13 protein-coding genes are annotated in these 15,041 nt (G+C 49.0%); 11 read left to right on the forward strand and 2 right to left on the reverse strand.

What is annotated here, in order from left to right; translation table 11 throughout:
• Window positions 1-60: 60 nt before the first annotated feature.
• Genes GWG06_RS00150 through GWG06_RS00160 form a run of 3 tightly spaced genes read left to right on the forward strand, consistent with a single transcriptional unit; the run spans window position 61 to window position 5,592 of the window.
• Complete coding sequence (locus GWG06_RS00150; RefSeq protein WP_127036770.1) at window positions 61-1,341, forward strand: TolC family protein; 1,281 nt, start codon at window positions 61-63, stop codon at window positions 1,339-1,341.
• A 26-nt stretch (window positions 1,342-1,367) separates the two neighbouring features.
• Window positions 1,368-2,465, forward strand: coding sequence for an efflux RND transporter periplasmic adaptor subunit (locus GWG06_RS00155; protein ID WP_158631398.1), 1,098 nt, complete (start codon window positions 1,368-1,370; stop codon window positions 2,463-2,465).
• A gap of 16 nt (window positions 2,466-2,481) precedes the next feature.
• The gene (locus GWG06_RS00160) at window positions 2,482-5,592 is read left to right on the forward strand and encodes an efflux RND transporter permease subunit (RefSeq protein ID WP_160710717.1); all 3,111 of its coding nucleotides are present in this window, start codon (window positions 2,482-2,484) and stop codon (window positions 5,590-5,592) included.
• Between the two features lie 123 nt (window positions 5,593-5,715).
• Here GWG06_RS00160 and GWG06_RS00165 read toward each other — a convergent pair whose 3' ends face one another.
• A complete protein-coding gene (locus tag GWG06_RS00165) occupies window positions 5,716-6,822 on the reverse strand; it encodes an AI-2E family transporter (RefSeq protein ID WP_160710718.1) in 1,107 nt (368 codons plus the stop codon).
• Between the two features lie 130 nt (window positions 6,823-6,952).
• Between GWG06_RS00165 and GWG06_RS00170 the strand changes: the two genes are divergently transcribed.
• Window positions 6,953-8,041, forward strand: coding sequence for a family 20 glycosylhydrolase (locus GWG06_RS00170; protein ID WP_160710719.1), 1,089 nt, complete (start codon window positions 6,953-6,955; stop codon window positions 8,039-8,041).
• Window positions 8,042-8,199: 158 nt separating this feature from the next.
• Here GWG06_RS00170 and GWG06_RS00175 read toward each other — a convergent pair whose 3' ends face one another.
• On the reverse strand, window positions 8,200-9,126 hold the full coding sequence (locus GWG06_RS00175) for a helix-turn-helix transcriptional regulator (RefSeq protein WP_160710720.1): 927 nt from the start codon (window positions 9,124-9,126) through the stop codon (window positions 8,200-8,202).
• A 459-nt stretch (window positions 9,127-9,585) separates the two neighbouring features.
• On the opposite strand from GWG06_RS00175, the gene GWG06_RS00180 reads away from it, so the two are divergent.
• The 7 genes from GWG06_RS00180 to GWG06_RS00210 all read left to right on the forward strand — a co-directional run bounded on the left by GWG06_RS00180 (window position 9,586) and on the right by GWG06_RS00210 (window position 14,995).
• The gene (locus tag GWG06_RS00180; protein ID WP_127044512.1) at window positions 9,586-9,855 is read left to right on the forward strand and encodes a hypothetical protein; all 270 of its coding nucleotides are present in this window, start codon (window positions 9,586-9,588) and stop codon (window positions 9,853-9,855) included.
• Window positions 9,856-9,898: 43 nt separating this feature from the next.
• Entirely contained in the window at window positions 9,899-10,246 is a 348-nt protein-coding gene (locus tag GWG06_RS00185; RefSeq protein ID WP_158631691.1) for a DsrE family protein, read from the forward strand.
• Between the two features lie 244 nt (window positions 10,247-10,490).
• On the forward strand, window positions 10,491-11,315 hold the full coding sequence (porG, locus tag GWG06_RS00190; RefSeq protein ID WP_160710721.1) for a type IX secretion system protein PorG: 825 nt from the start codon (window positions 10,491-10,493) through the stop codon (window positions 11,313-11,315).
• A 462-nt stretch (window positions 11,316-11,777) separates the two neighbouring features.
• The gene (locus tag GWG06_RS00195) at window positions 11,778-12,014 is read left to right on the forward strand and encodes a hypothetical protein (protein WP_160710722.1); all 237 of its coding nucleotides are present in this window, start codon (window positions 11,778-11,780) and stop codon (window positions 12,012-12,014) included.
• 155 nt (window positions 12,015-12,169) lie between these two features.
• Complete coding sequence (locus GWG06_RS00200) at window positions 12,170-12,499, forward strand: hypothetical protein (RefSeq protein WP_160710723.1); 330 nt, start codon at window positions 12,170-12,172, stop codon at window positions 12,497-12,499.
• 107 nt (window positions 12,500-12,606) lie between these two features.
• Window positions 12,607-14,529, forward strand: coding sequence for a menaquinone biosynthesis decarboxylase (locus GWG06_RS00205; RefSeq protein WP_160710724.1), 1,923 nt, complete (start codon window positions 12,607-12,609; stop codon window positions 14,527-14,529).
• Window positions 14,501-14,995 carry a hypothetical protein gene (locus GWG06_RS00210; protein ID WP_160710725.1) on the forward strand — a complete coding sequence of 165 codons (495 nt, stop codon included), beginning with the start codon at window positions 14,501-14,503 and terminating at the stop codon, window positions 14,993-14,995. The genes GWG06_RS00205 and GWG06_RS00210 overlap by 29 nt, the downstream gene beginning before the upstream one ends.
• Window positions 14,996-15,041 lie beyond the last annotated feature (46 nt).

Genomic DNA, 15,041 nt, shown 5'->3' on the forward strand with positions numbered 1-15,041 from the left:
ACTTCATTCTAATTAGCAGCTAATAGCCTATCGCCATCTTTGCAGCGAAAAATTTGTTGTATGACGATAAGACTACTACTGACCTTTTCCGTACTGTGGGGGATACTGGTAAACAACTGCGTGCGCGCGCAGGGAACAGATACCCTCAGACTCACCCTGCCGGAGGCGGAACAATTGCTGTTGCAGAAAAATATTCCCCTGCTGGCACAACGTTTCAGCATCGACTCCTCCAAAGCCGCCGTTATCACGGCCCGCCTGTACAATAATCCGGAAGTAACCTTCGAGAATGTGCTGTATAACCACACAACCAGGAAATGGTTTGACTTTTCCTATGAAGGCCAGAACAGCCTGATGGTGCAGCAGGTGTTCAGAATCGCCGGTCAGCGCAACAAAGCGGTGAAGCTGGCGCAGAGCGGACAACGAATGACGGAGTACCAGTTCTATGACCTGCTGCGCACCCTGCGCTTTTCCCTGCGCGATAACTTCTATGATCTCTACTACAAACAACAGTCCCTGCAGACCTTTGGCGAACAGATCACCTTTCTGCAGCAGATTGTAAAGGTATTTGAACAACAGCGCGCCCTGGGTAACATAGCGCCCAAAGAGATTGTGCGCCTGAAATCCATGCTGTACGACCTGCAGCACGATGCCCTGTCCCTTGAAAAAGATATTCAGCAGACACAGTCAGACCTGGGTGTACTAATACGTGTACCCGTTACCGTTATTATACAACCGCAGCTTTCACTGCTGCAGGAGAAACGGCAACATGCGTCGGATTACAGCTACCAGTCGCTCCTGGACACTGCCCGCACCAACCGCTATGATCTTAAAATAGCCAGGGAGAATGTCAATTATGAAAACCTGAACCTCCGCCTGCAGAAATCTCTTGCTGTTCCGGATCTGCAACTGGGGTTCTCCTATGATAAGCAGGGTAACTTTGAACGTAATTATAACGGGCTCAATATTTCCATGCCGCTGCCGGTATTTAACCGCAACCAGGGCAATGTAAAAATGGCGAAGGCTACGCTGGAAAGCAGCAAACTGCAGCTGACAGGGCAGGAAGACGAGCTGGAACACGATGTGATGAACAGCCTGCAGCAGGCATTGAAAACGGAAAAACTGCTGTATGAATTTGATCCCGCCTTTGAACAGGAGTACACCACCATGATGCGCGAAATTGAAAAGAATTACCGGCTTCATAACATCGGACTCCTTGAATTCATTGACTTGTATGACGCCTACCGGAATAATGTGCTCAAGATGAATGAGCTGAAATACGACCGGCTCAACGCCCTGGAGCAGCTCAATTTTGCTACCGGCACATCTGTCTTCCATCCCTGATAAACTACTACCAAATGCAATATCAAATGAAACGTTATATACCTGCAGCTGTTTTTATTATATCCATGACAGGCCTCATCACCGGCTGCGGCCGCAGACAGGAGCCTGAAAAGCCTGTTCGCTGGGCGCTTTCAGACTCCCTGCTCCGCACGCTGGTGATAGATACCGCCACCGCCCAGCCAATGGATGCCGAAATTTCCCTCACCGGGAAGATAACAGAGAACGAGGATAAAACAGCCCGCATCTTCCCTATGGTCAGCGGTATTGTTACTGCAGTTAAAGTCCACTCCGGCGACTTTGTACAGAAGGGGCAGGTGCTCGCCGTGATGAAAAGCCCTGAAATGGCCGGCTTTACCGCCGATCAGCGTATATCCGCCAGCGATATGCAGACCGCCAGACGAAATATGGAAGTGGCGGAATCTTTTTATAAAAGCGGGCTTAACTCCCGTAAAGATTATGAAGAAGCAAAAAGTAATTATGATAAGGCCGTAGCCGCCTATAATAAATCCAGCGCAGTCCTGGAAATTAACGGCGGCGCGCATCACGCAGGTTATATGGTTAAAGCGCCGGTGCCCGGCTTTATCATCAATAAAAAAGCTGCTGAAAATATGCAGTGGCGTACAGATAACACAGACCCCATTTTTGTCATCGCCGACCTGAATAATGTATGGGCCATGATTAACGTGTTTGAATCAGACATCGCCAGCATACGGGAAGGAGATCAGGTACAGATGACCACCTTATCCTATCCCGATAAGATATTTCCAGGGAAGATAGACAAAATTTACAGCGTACTGGATCCTGAAACAAAAGTCATGAAAGCAAGGGTGGTAGTGGATAATCCGGGCTTCCTGCTGAAGCCGGAAATGTTTGTACGCACGAAAGTCCGCCGCCGGACAGACAGCAGCCTGGTCAGCATTCCTTCCCGCAGCATCATCTTCGATCATGACAAATACTATGTGCTGGTGCTTACCAGCGCCAGACCAGGTGTGGTAATCCGGGAAGTGAAAATCGATAAAACCACCGGCGGACGGGCATTTATCTCTTCCGGCCTGAAAGAAGGCGACCGCATCATCGCATCCCGCCAGGTATTTATTTACGACACCCTGCAGGATCAGCAGTAAAAACCCAGCCAACACCATGAACAGATTTATCAAGAAAGTGCTTGCTTTCTCCCTGCGCAATAAATACTTCATTTTCTTCGCTACCGCGGTGATGGCGGTAGCAGGATATGTGAGCTTTAAAGTAATCGGCGTAGATGCTTTCCCGGATGTGACCAACACTTCTGTTACCATCATTACGCAATGGCCGGGCCGCAGCGCGGAAGAGGTAGAGAAATTTGTTACCCGCCCCGTTGAAATAGCCATGAACCGGGCACAGAAAAAAACGCATATCCGTTCTTCCTCTCTCTTCGGGCTATCCGTTATCAAAGTAATTTTTGATGATGATGTAGATGATACCTTCGCCAGGCTGCAGATCAATAACAATATTACTTCAGCCGCCCTGCCCGATGGCGTGGAACCGGAAATACAACCACCATACGGACCTACCGGTGAGATTTACCGCTATACGCTGGAGAGCAGCAAGCTGTCCGTACAGGAGCTGAAAACCCTGCAGGACTGGGTAATAGAACGGAACCTGCTGGCAGTGCCGGGAGTAGCGGATATTGTCAGCTTCGGCGGAGAAGTGAAAATTTACCAGGTGACGATCAACCCTGACAAAGCCGTGCAGTACGATATAACCGCCCTGGAAATGTTCCAGGCGCTTTCCAAAAGCAATATCAATGTAGGCGGCGATGTAATTGTGAAGAATGCCCAGGCTTATGTAGTACGCGGCATAGGTATCCTCAATAATGCAGAGGAAATCAAAAATATTATTGTAGACCATATCGGTGGTAACCCTATCCTGGTAAAGGATATAGCAGATGTAAGCATCGCCGCGCTGCCACGCCTGGGGCAGGTAGGCCGTGATCATGAAAGAGATGTCGTGGAAGGCATTGTGGTGATGCGCAAGGGAGAGAACCCCGCCAATGTTATCACAGGGCTGAAGGAAAAGATCAATGAGCTGAACACGCGCATCCTGCCTGATGATGTGAAAATAAAACCCTTCTACAACCGGGAAGACCTGATCGACTTCTCCACGCATACGGTGCTGCACAATATGATTGAAGGCATCATTTTCGTGACGGTAATTGTATTCCTCTTCATGGCCGACTGGCGTACCACCGTGATCGTATCTGTTGTGATTCCGCTGGCCCTGCTGTTTGCCTTTATCTGCCTGCGACTCAAAGGAATGAGTGCCAACCTGCTGTCTATGGGCGCCATTGACTTCGGAATTATCATAGACGGGGCTGTGGTGATGATGGAAGGCATCTTTGTGGCGCTGGACAGAAAGGCGCATGCCGTGGGAATGGAGCGTTTTAACAAGCTGAGTAAGTCCGGCCTGATACGCAAGGCATGTATGGAAAATGGCAAAGGCATCTTCTTTGCCAAGCTCATTATCATCACCGGGTTGCTACCTATTTTCACATTTGAAAAAGTAGAAGGGAAGATGTTTTCCCCGCTGGCATGGACCCTGGGCTTTGCGCTGTTAGGTGCGCTGATACTGACTTTCACGCTGGTGCCGGCATTAGCGGGCGTATTACTGAAGAAGAATGTCCGGGAAAAGCACAACGTCTTCCTGGAATTTATCACCCGCATTACCTTACGTATCTTCAACTATTGTTTCCGGCACCGGCGCATTGTGTTCAGCGTATCGCTGGTGGCGCTGGCCATCGGACTTTTCTGCTTCCGTTTCCTGGGCACTGAGTTCCTGCCCCAGCTGAATGAAGGCGCTATCTACATCAGGGCCACCGGGCCGCTGAGCACCTCGCTGGATGAATCCGTGAAGGTCGCTAACGAAATGCGCCGCAAACTGCTCAGCTTCCCGGAAGTAAAGCAGGTAATGTCGCAGACAGGCCGTCCTAATGATGGTACCGATGCCACCGGGTTTTACAATATCGAGTTTCATGTGGACATCTACCCGAAAGACGAATGGAAAGAGAAGATCTCCAAGGAGGAGCTGATCCGCCGTATGGACGCCAGGCTGGACGGCATCCCCGGTATTACGCTGAATTTCTCTCAACCTATCATGGATAATGTGGAAGAAGCCGTATCCGGTGTGAAGGGCTCTATTGTGGTGAAGCTGTTTGGCGATGACTTTAAGGTCACAGAACATCACGAAGAACAGATAGAGAAAATACTGAAAACCGTTCGCGGTATAGAAGACCTGGGCATATTACGGAATATTGGTCAGCCGGAGCTGCGTATCAACCTGGATCAGCAGAAGATGGCCCTGTACGGCGTCACTACGGAAGATGCCAACTCCGTGATAGAGATGGCCATAGGCGGAAAAGCCGCTACGCGTATTTACGAAGGGGAGCGCAACTTCGAGCTGCGTATCCGCTATCCGGAGAATTTCCGGGAAGATGAGGTTGCCATCGGTAATCTTACCATCCCAACGCTGCGGGGTAACAAGATACCGCTGAAGGAGATTGCCGCCATCGATCATATTATCGGGCCCAGCATGATTTACAGGGATAAGCATCAGCGTTACGGCGCCATCAAATTCTCCGTGCGCGGCCGTGACCTGGGCAGTACCATCGCGGAGGCACAGCAGAAAGTAAACGAACAGGTGGTATTACCTAAAGGATATTCGCTGGAATGGGCAGGTGATTTTGAAAACCAGGAACGCGCCACCACGCGCCTGATGCAGGTAGTACCGATAAGCCTGCTGCTGATTTTCCTGATATTGTTTATACTGTTCGGCACTATCAGGGATTCGTTGCTGGTATTAAACAACGTACCCTTTGCTATTATCGGCGGCATCTTCTCCCTGTGGCTGACGGGTATCAACTTCAGCATCTCTGCGGGCATCGGCTTTATCGCGCTCTTTGGTATCTGCGTACAGAACGGCGTAATACTATTATCCAAATTCAAGACAAATATCCGCAATGCACATATGCACGCAGATTTCAGTCTGGCTGAAAGTATCCGGGAAGGAGTGGAGTCGCGTATCCGTCCTGTGATCATGACCGCCATGATGGCCGCCATTGGCCTGCTACCCGCCGCCATGAGCACCGGCATAGGCTCTGAAACTGCCCGCCCGCTGGCCCGCGTAGTTATAGGAGGTCTTATGACAGATACGGTTTTTAATCTGTTTATTTTTCCGATAGTATTTTACTGGACATATAATAGAAAGGTTAAAAAATAATTACGAATTACGAATTACGAATTGCGAATGAGGAGCGAAGATGTAAGCGGAGAAGTAAATTCTTTATCCGCTTACATCTTCGCTCCTCATTCGCAATTCGTAATTCGTAATTCGTAATTATTTTTATTCCGGTGCGGGCGTATTATTCTCCTCCGCTATCGCTTTCACCTTTTCTATTTTTTCCTTTTCTTCTTCTCCGAGCAGGATAGCCCAGGGGTTCATGTAGTCTACGCTTTCGCAGATGATTTTGATGATGGCGATGATCGGGATGGCGAGGAACATGCCGGGGATGCCCCAGAGCATATTACCCATGACCACGCCGATGATAGTCATGAGGGCGTTGATTTTTACTTTGGAACCTACTATACGCGGGAGCAGCACGTTACTGTCCAGCAGGTGTACCAGGAACAGTGCGATACCTACCTGCAGCGCCGCTATGGGCGTGCCGGTGGTAAGGGTCACCAGCATGCTGATGATGAGTGCCGTAAAAATGCCGATATAGGGAATGATATTGAAGATGGCTGCCATCACGCCCAGCAGTATTGCGTATTTGATACCGAGGATGAAGAATACGGTCGTATTGAGAATGGCTACTACCACCATTTCTATCATCAGACCGCCGACATAGCTTTTGATGATGAAGCGGGTGCGGGCGATAACATTGAGGAGTACGTCGCGGTGTTTTTCCTGGAACAGGCGTACGAGGAAAGTGACGAGCAGCTTACGGTAAAAAAGTATGAAGAAGCTGTATAATAATACAAATACAACGAAGATAACGAGGGATGACAGGGACAGGAATGTCTGGCTGATAAAGCTGGTAGCGGTACCCAATGTGCCCAGGGCGGCCTTTTCCAGGTAGCTCAGCTGTGCGTTGGAGGGGATGTGAAAGCGGGAATCGATCCAGTCCTGCAGGGTAGATACGGTTACCAGCAGTTTTTTCTCCAGCTGGGGAAAGTCTTCAATAAAGGCCTCCATCTGTTTGCCCATGAGGAGCATGACCAGGAGGACGACGATGATAAAAAGCAATACCGCCACTGCTGCGGCTATTCCACGGGGGAAGCGCCATTTTTCCAGCAGGTGTGTTACTGGCAGCAACATAATGGCGATCAGCAGGGCAAACAGCAGCGGAATAATAATTTCGCTGGCTGCATGAGCGATGTACACCAGGAGAATGACAGATAACAGGGTAAAGGTGAGTCGTGCATTAAAGGGGAGCTTGAACTCATTCATGGATTTGCTTGTTTTTTCAAATTTATTAAATATCAACCGGTTTTGCATTAAAAAATGTCTAATGCCGGAATTAATACAGTTTTAACCAGAGCATTTATTATTTTGTCCGATGCAGAAAAAAATGCCCTTTATGAAAAAACTATTTTCTTCCTTATTGCTGCTCAGCTGTAGTATCCTGTTTCCCATACTTACAAAAGCTTTGCCGAAAGACACCCTGCCGGTGCGCGGGTTTTGTATTGCCGCGCCCACTACGGGAAAGCTGGCGCCTTTCCTGAAATTTATCCGGGAGGAGCTGGCGCCCAGGCAGATCAACACATTGGTACTTCGTGTTGACTTTAATTATCAGTTCACCTCTCATCCTGAGCTGCGTGATGCCGATGCGCTCTCACAGGCGCAGGTAAAGGAGCTGGTGAAGCTATGCCGTCAGCATAACATCCGCCTTATTCCGCAGATCAACCTGCTGGGGCATCAGTCCTGGGCGTCGCATACCACCAATTTCCTGCGGGTGTATCCTGACTTTGATGAAACGCCCTGGGTGAAGATGCCGGAAAAATATGAGTGGCCCAATGCAGATGGTTTGTACTGCAAAAGCTACTGTCCGCTGCATCCGGGTGTGCACAAGATTGTTTTCGAGCTGGTAGATGAGATCTGTGATGCTTTTGAATCTACCGCCTTTCATGCGGGGATGGACGAAGTGTTTTACCTCGGCGAGGATAAATGCCCACGCTGTGGCGGAAAGGATAAGGCAGAATTATTTGCCGGCGAGGTGTGGAAAATCCGTAACCACCTGGCCGGAAAGGGCCGTACCCTCTGGATCTGGGGAGATCGCCTGCTGGATGGAAAAACTACCGGTATGGGTATGTGGGAAGCCAGCATGAACAATACGCACCGCGCCATCGATATGGTGCCCAGGGATATTATGGTGTGCGACTGGCACTACGAGCGCCCCGACAAAACCCCTGTGTATTTCGCCAGCAAAGGATTACAGGTTATCACCTGTCCCTGGCGCATGCCAGCCAATGCCGCCCTGCAGCTGAAAGATATGTACAACTTCCGCGAAACCGCTACCCCTGAGATGAAACCCCGCTACCAGGGTATGATGCAAACCGTATGGTCTGACGCAGGCCAGTTCCTCGACGAATTTTACGGCCAGAGCAAGTTTAAGGGAGATACGGTGAATACGAGTGCGAATTGTTTCCGCGCAATTTTCAGTAAATAATTACGAATTACGAATTGCGAATTGCGAATGAAGAAGCGAAGAGCTAAGCGTAGATGAAAGGTGACAACTATTACATGTCCTTTTTTATCTACGTTTAGCTCTTCGCTTCTTCATTCGCAATTCGCAATTCGTAATTCGTAATTGCGCCCGCAGGGCGCTCAATATTGTTTTTTCAACAGCGGGATATATATTTCGCAGCTATTCGATCCGTTCAGGGACATGAAGAAGTGGTTGCCGCTCATTTTGAAGATACCTTCTTTGCAGCTGTGGTTGATGAAGTTGTACATGGGAATGCCGGCGGTGGCGAAGTCCATGGGGACGGGCAGTTTCAGGTAAACGCCGCCGGGGATCCGTTTTTTCATGAGGTAGAAATAATTGTTTTCCATTTGCTGGTGAACATGTTCTGCAGTGGCAGGAATGCTGATGCCGGCGTAGATGGAGATGCGCTCGTAATCTGTCACGGGTACGGCGTCGAGGGTGCCGGTAATGATTTTGCCCTGTGGCAGTTCGAAGTGTTGCAGTATTTTGGAGAAGGTGTTGTAATACTGGTTCATTTTCGCGATCATTTCCCCGATGGGATTTTGTCCGCGGGAAAGAAATGAGTAATAGAGTATGGTGTCCGGCAGGTGTACCTTTTCGCCTCTTTCGTACTGGAAGAAGTTGCCGAATATATCGGTTCCTGCAGCGGTGGTGATGGTTTCAATGATCTGGATGGTCCTTTTTTCGTTGGGAAGTTCCAGAATACGGCGGAAGTCCTTCGGGCTTTCCTTAAAATGTTGTTTGAACGCTTTACTGAAAGCTGCGGTGGTAGCGTATCCGCAAAGGTCTCCTACATCCCCGATACTATGTCCGCTATGGCGGAGCAGGCCGGCAGCCGTTTCCAGGCGGTGCCTTTTTACATAGTGCCAGAAGGGTTCACCCATATACATGGCGAAGTTGTGGTAAAAATAGGAATAGGAGATGCCCAGCCGGTCGGAAACGTCTTTGATATGGAATGTATCTCCGATGTGGTCATCTGCATAACAGAGACCCTGCAGGGCAAAATTTTCCAACTGTTGTTTGGTTAAAATGGCGGATTTAGACATAAGATTGCTGGTTACTTCATGGGATGATGGATACTGCTTTTTTCGCCGTCAGGGCGGTTTCGGGTAAAACTTATCAACCAATTTAATTTTTTTTATGCGGATAGCATGGAGAAATTTTTCTGTTGATATTTAATATTGATTATCAATTTGATAAGAAAAATAACATAGTATTTTTTATGATAATATGAAATGTTTTTACGGGAGATGGGGATAAAAATATTAACAGCTTTTTTCAAAAATAGCCAGAATGGACAAATTTATTTCAGGGTGATTCTCTAATTTTAAAACATCAGCGGCTTTCTCCGCAAGTACCATTAAAAAGCACAACTTATTTGATCAACCATTATGCTGCTGTCCTGTTCATCCTGTTGTGGGGTTGCGTTTCCCGCGGCGCCACTTACGGGATAATCGGATGGCGGGGGATACTATCAGGGATTGTTTCATGTTGAATTCAGTAAGATGATTATGTTGATTCCGGTTTTATTGTTTTTGCTGCTATTGCTCTGCTTTGGCTGGGTAGCTTTTATGCGTCATCACAAGGAGCTGCAGATTGCGCAGGCGCGGCTGCATCAGCAGGAGATAAAGGCTTCTTCCCTGGTATTTCAGCTGCGGGAGGCATCTGAAAAGTATTATGCACTGGAGGAGCGTTTCCATGAAACCTGCTACCAGCTACACCTGGCCAGGAATAATGAGCAGCAGGGCGCCGATATTTCTGATCCGCTGTTATAGATACCATCCACCTGGTTTACCGTTTTTTAGTAGGTTTGTTACCATGCAAGTAGTATTTCAGATCACCTCTGCTGCGCCGGAGGCGCAGAAAGCCCTGCTGGGACAGCTGGGTAATCTTCTTCAGTATTTCCGGGACAAGCAATCCCGTATAGCCGTGGAGGTAGTAGTTCACGGAGAAGCGTTTAACCTGTTATTTTCCCGGGATAATCCCTTTGCTGCCAAAGTAGAAGCGCTTCATGAAAAGTCTGTCAGCTGGCTGATATGCCAGAATACCATCCGGGCAAACCAGCTGGAGATGAGCCAGCTGCTGCCTTTTGCAGAGGTGGTGCCGGCGGCGGTAGGGCATCTGGTGGAAAGGCAGGCAGCAGGCTGGGCCTATATCCGCTGTTAACTATCCGGGAATTTCCGTATTTTGTTTTCTCCTTGTATTACTTAATTGGTTTATTAGTTTATTTTTACATCTTTAACGCAGACTGCATGTTTAACGGTGACCATTAAACGTAATTATTTCCGTGTGGCACACCAAATAAAACGGCGGTAATTACGTTAATTGTAAGATGTGAATCAAAGGGACTAACCTCTTAAAACCTTTTATTTTGAAATTCAGAAAATCGACCAGAATACTGTTGTTATTCATGGCACTACCTTTTATCAGCCTTGCCCAGGATTGGCATGTGGGAGCATTTGTGGGAATTACCAATTACAGCGGGGACCTTGTCAAACAAAAGGTGGACCTGAAATACACCCGGCCTGCATTGGGCCTGCTGGTCAGAAGAGACATCAACCGCTACCTGAGTATCAGAGGCGCCTTCACCTGGGGGATTGTCACCGGCGCTGACAGCACCAGCAGCGATAAAGCCCTGCTGGCGCGTAACCTGAGTTTCAAAAGCAATGTATTTGAAGGTAGCCTGATTGCAGAACTGAATTTCCTGGATATTGAAGAAAAGAATTTCACTCCCTACGTTTTCCTCGGCGTGGGCGGATTTGGTTTTGATCCGTTTGCGAAAGACTTATCCGGTAACAAGGTACGCTTACGTCCGCTGGGCACAGAAGGGCAGGGGCTTCCGGAATATCCCGGCCGTCAGCCGTACGATCTCTTTTCTTTCTCCTTTCCCTTCGGTGCAGGTGTGAAAGCCATTCTCAATGATCACTGGACCCTCGGATTTGAAATAGGTTTACGTCCTACGCTTACCGACTACCTGGATGATGTAAGCACCAACTACGTAGACCAGAACACCCTCCTGGCTTACCGTGGACAAAAATCCGTAGACATGGCCTACCGTGGCGATGAAGTCAGCGGTAAACTCATTCCCGGCACCTATCCGCGTGACGGCGAAGTGCGCGGCTCTGCCAAATACAAAGACTGGTACAGTTTCTCCGGCGTCACCATTACCTACCGCCTGGGCGGCAGTAGCGGCTGGGGAAGGCAGAAGGCGATGAGATGCCCGGTTTTTAGATAATTACGAATTACAAATTACGAATTACGAATGAGGAGCGAAGACCAAAACGGATACTAAGATAATTACGAATTACAAATTACGAATTACGAATAAAGAGCGAAGACCAAAGCGGATACTGAATAGTATGATCGCTTTGGTCTTCGCTCTTTATTCGTAATTCGTAATTTGTAATTCGTAATTAATATTCATAATATGGCATAATGTTTGAAAGTCATATCCCGACTTTCAACCCCCAATAAAGTCCATTTATAAATTGTATCCCGGCCCGAAAGCCGGGATTTTTTATTGGCATAGTTGTTGAAATTATACGTTCAAACAGGATTGCAGTTACCAGCTTGGCGTAGTCAGAGCGTAGTTTCAGAAATCGCGGAGAGAGTAGCGCAACAATACCTTACAATAAGTTGGTATGCAATAACCTGGTTGTTAAAAAAGCAGTACCATGAAGAAGTTTATTTTTTTAGCATGGGTGATGTTGGTGGCAGGTACAGTTACACTTTTGGCGCAACACAGGCCTCCGGCTCCTCCAAGACCGCCGGCGCCTCCGGTTCCGGGACATTTCCCGCACCCGCCATTACCTCCGCATCCGCCGCTGCCGCCAAGACCTCCGCGTCCGCCGCACCGTGCGCATGTAAGGCCGCCACTACCTCCAAGGCCGCCAAAACCACACCATCCGCATTATTACAAAAAACACAAACATAAAGTCCGTTCACATCGCCACAGGTACAGTTACACCGAATATCCGGGCGCCTTACAAAGCAGCAGGGATAACGTTTTTACGCTGTACGCTGTATAACTCCTCCAGAAACCACAACATTAATTTTTGCCAACCGATCTTGAACTAAAAACCGAAAAACATGAAAAAAGTATTGCTGATGATGCTGCTCCTGGGCGGCACCGTGCTCACAACCTACGCACAGAGAGGATACTACGGCCGCGATGATTATAACAGAGGCCGCGGACATGGCTGGGGCCATTACAAACACAGAGACAGGGACCGCTGCGATGACCGTCGCTGGGAACGCGACCGCCGCTGGGATGACGACTGCTACCGCCCGAGAAGAAGGGTCGTATATGCGCCCGCCTATTATCCGGTAGCTGTTCCGGTTCCGGTTCCACCACCACGTCCATACTATGCACCCAGGCCCAGAGCGGTATTCCACGCAGGAGTGACCATCGTTAACTGATAACTGAAACCAGATAAAATGAAATGCCTCCCGGTAATTATCGGGGGGCATTTTTTATTGCGGTATGGGTTGTTTACTTTTGTTAATTGGTTCAACAGATTATTACTATGGCATATAAAAATCTCAGGCATTTTATAGAAAAGCTCGAACAGGAAGGAGAACTGATACGTATCAAAGAATATGTGGATCCGAAACTGGAAATCGCTGAAATTACAGACAGGGTCAGCAAAATGCCCGGTGGCGGTAAAGCGCTGCTCTTTGAAAATACAGGATACGACTTCCCCGTACTGATCAACTCCATGGGCAGCTACAAACGTATGTGCATGGCGCTGGGCGTACAGGAGCTGGATGATGTGGCCGGAGAAATAGAAGCCCTCTTTAAAATGCTTTCCAAGCCGAAGGAAAGCATCCTGGATAAGCTGGCATTACTGCCTAAACTGGGCCAGTTTGCCTCCTGGATGCCTAAAGTCATCAGCGGCAAAGGTAGCTGCCAGGAAGTAGTGATGGCCAGCCCCGACCTGAACAGGCTGCCGGTGCTGACCTGCTGGCCTAAAGACGGCGGCCCTTTCATCACGCTCCCGGTAATACATACCAAAGACCCCGTAGCCGGCACCCGCAACGTAGGCATGTACCGCATGCAGGTGTTTGAAAAAGATATGACCGGTATGCACTGGCATAAGCATAAAGTTTCTGCGAAACACTTTATGGAATATAAAAAGCTGAATAAGCGTATGCCCGTTGCCGTTGTACTCGGCGGAGATCCGGTATACACCTATTCTGCTACCGCACCACTTCCGGAAAATGTGGATGAATACATGCTCGCCGGTTTTCTCCGGAAGAAAAAAGTAGAGCTGGTAAAGTGTATCACCCAACCGGAGATTGAAGTACCTGCAGATGCCGATTTCGTTATTGAAGGCTATGTAGATCCGTCTGAAGAGCTTATCTGGGAAGGTCCCTTCGGCGATCATACCGGCTACTACTCGCTGGCAGACTGGTACCCCCGGTTTCATGTTACCGCCATCACGCACCGCAGAGACGCCGTATATCCGTCTACGATAGTAGGCATTCCTCCGCAGGAGGATGCCTGGATCGGCAAAGCTACGGAACGTATATTCCTGGCTCCCATTAAAATGACGCTGGTACCGGAGATCATCAATATGGAAATGCCGGTGGAAGGCGTATTCCATAACCTCGTGATTGCCCAGATCAAAAAAGACTATGCCGGACAGGCGCAGAAGGTAATGAACGCCATGTGGGGCGCCGGACAGATGATGTTCAACAAGATACTGGTCGTATCAGATGAAGGCGCCGGTATTACCGATTACAGGCAGCTGGCACAATATATTTTCCGCAACCTGAATCCTGCTACAGACATATATCTGAGCCAGGGCCCGATGGATGTACTGGATCATTCCTGCTCCAAAATGGGTTTCGGCGGTAAAATGTGTATAGACGGAACCCGCAAATACGAGGAAGAAACCGACAATACCTACCTGCAGCTGCCGACGCCGGCCAGCCTGGATACTGCCGCTATCATGCAGCAGTTCCCCGACATAAAAGGGATCAACAGCAGCCTCCTGGCGATGGATATTTCCTGCATACTGGTATCGGTTGAAAAGACAAGGCCGTTTCATGTACGCGAGCTGAACGAACAGCTATATGCACTGCCCGCATTCGCAGGTATCAAAATGATCCTGTATGTGGAACATACGGTAGATGTTACTGATCTGGCTTCCGCCCTGTGGCGCTTCTGCAATAACCTGGATCCTAAGCGCGACAGTTTCATCATCAACAAACCTGCGGCGCAGGCTGGTAAATATATCGGTGGCATTGGCATGGATGGTACCCTCAAATCCAGGCTGCTGGACAACTTTGAGCGAGACTGGCCCAATATCATCGTGGCGGATGACGATACCATCCGTAAGATAGACGCCAAATGGGCTTCCCTGCAATTAGGGCCTTTCCTGGCATCGCCTTCTCTCAAATACAAACATCAGATTTATGGTGAAGAAGCTGTGGTGGAGCAGTAGCCTGGGGCTACTGCTGTTAATCCTTGCCGGCAGCGCCCTGCCTGCCGCCGCGCAGGTACGCCCTGCCGACTTCCACCTGCTGAACAGGCTGGCTGGCACCTGGATTATGAAAACGCGCCGCGGCGCTGTCATCGAAAACTGGAGCCGCCTCAACGACTCCACCTGGCTCGGTAAAACCTGGCGGGTAATAGGGCCTGATACCACGCTGCAGCAATCGGTAGAACTCGCCCGCCAGGGAGCAGACATCTTCTTTATACCTATCTACGCCGGCAGCACCACGCCCACGCCTATACGGTTACGCCTGCGCGTACTGAAAGCCATCGGTTTCGTTGGCGAAGACCTGCAGCAGGACTTCCCGCAGAAAGTCACCTACCGCTTCAAAGATGAAGATCACCTGGAAGCCAGGGTAGTAGGGAAGAGAGATGGGACGGTGGAGGAATATATATTTAGTTTCCGGAAGGAATAATTACGAATGATGAATGGCGGGTTATTTTTTTATTTAGTTATTTGAG

Origin of the sequence: Chitinophaga solisilvae, from assembly GCF_009928525.1 — a bacterium.
Taxonomy (GTDB): Bacteria; Bacteroidota; Bacteroidia; order Chitinophagales; family Chitinophagaceae; genus Chitinophaga; species Chitinophaga solisilvae.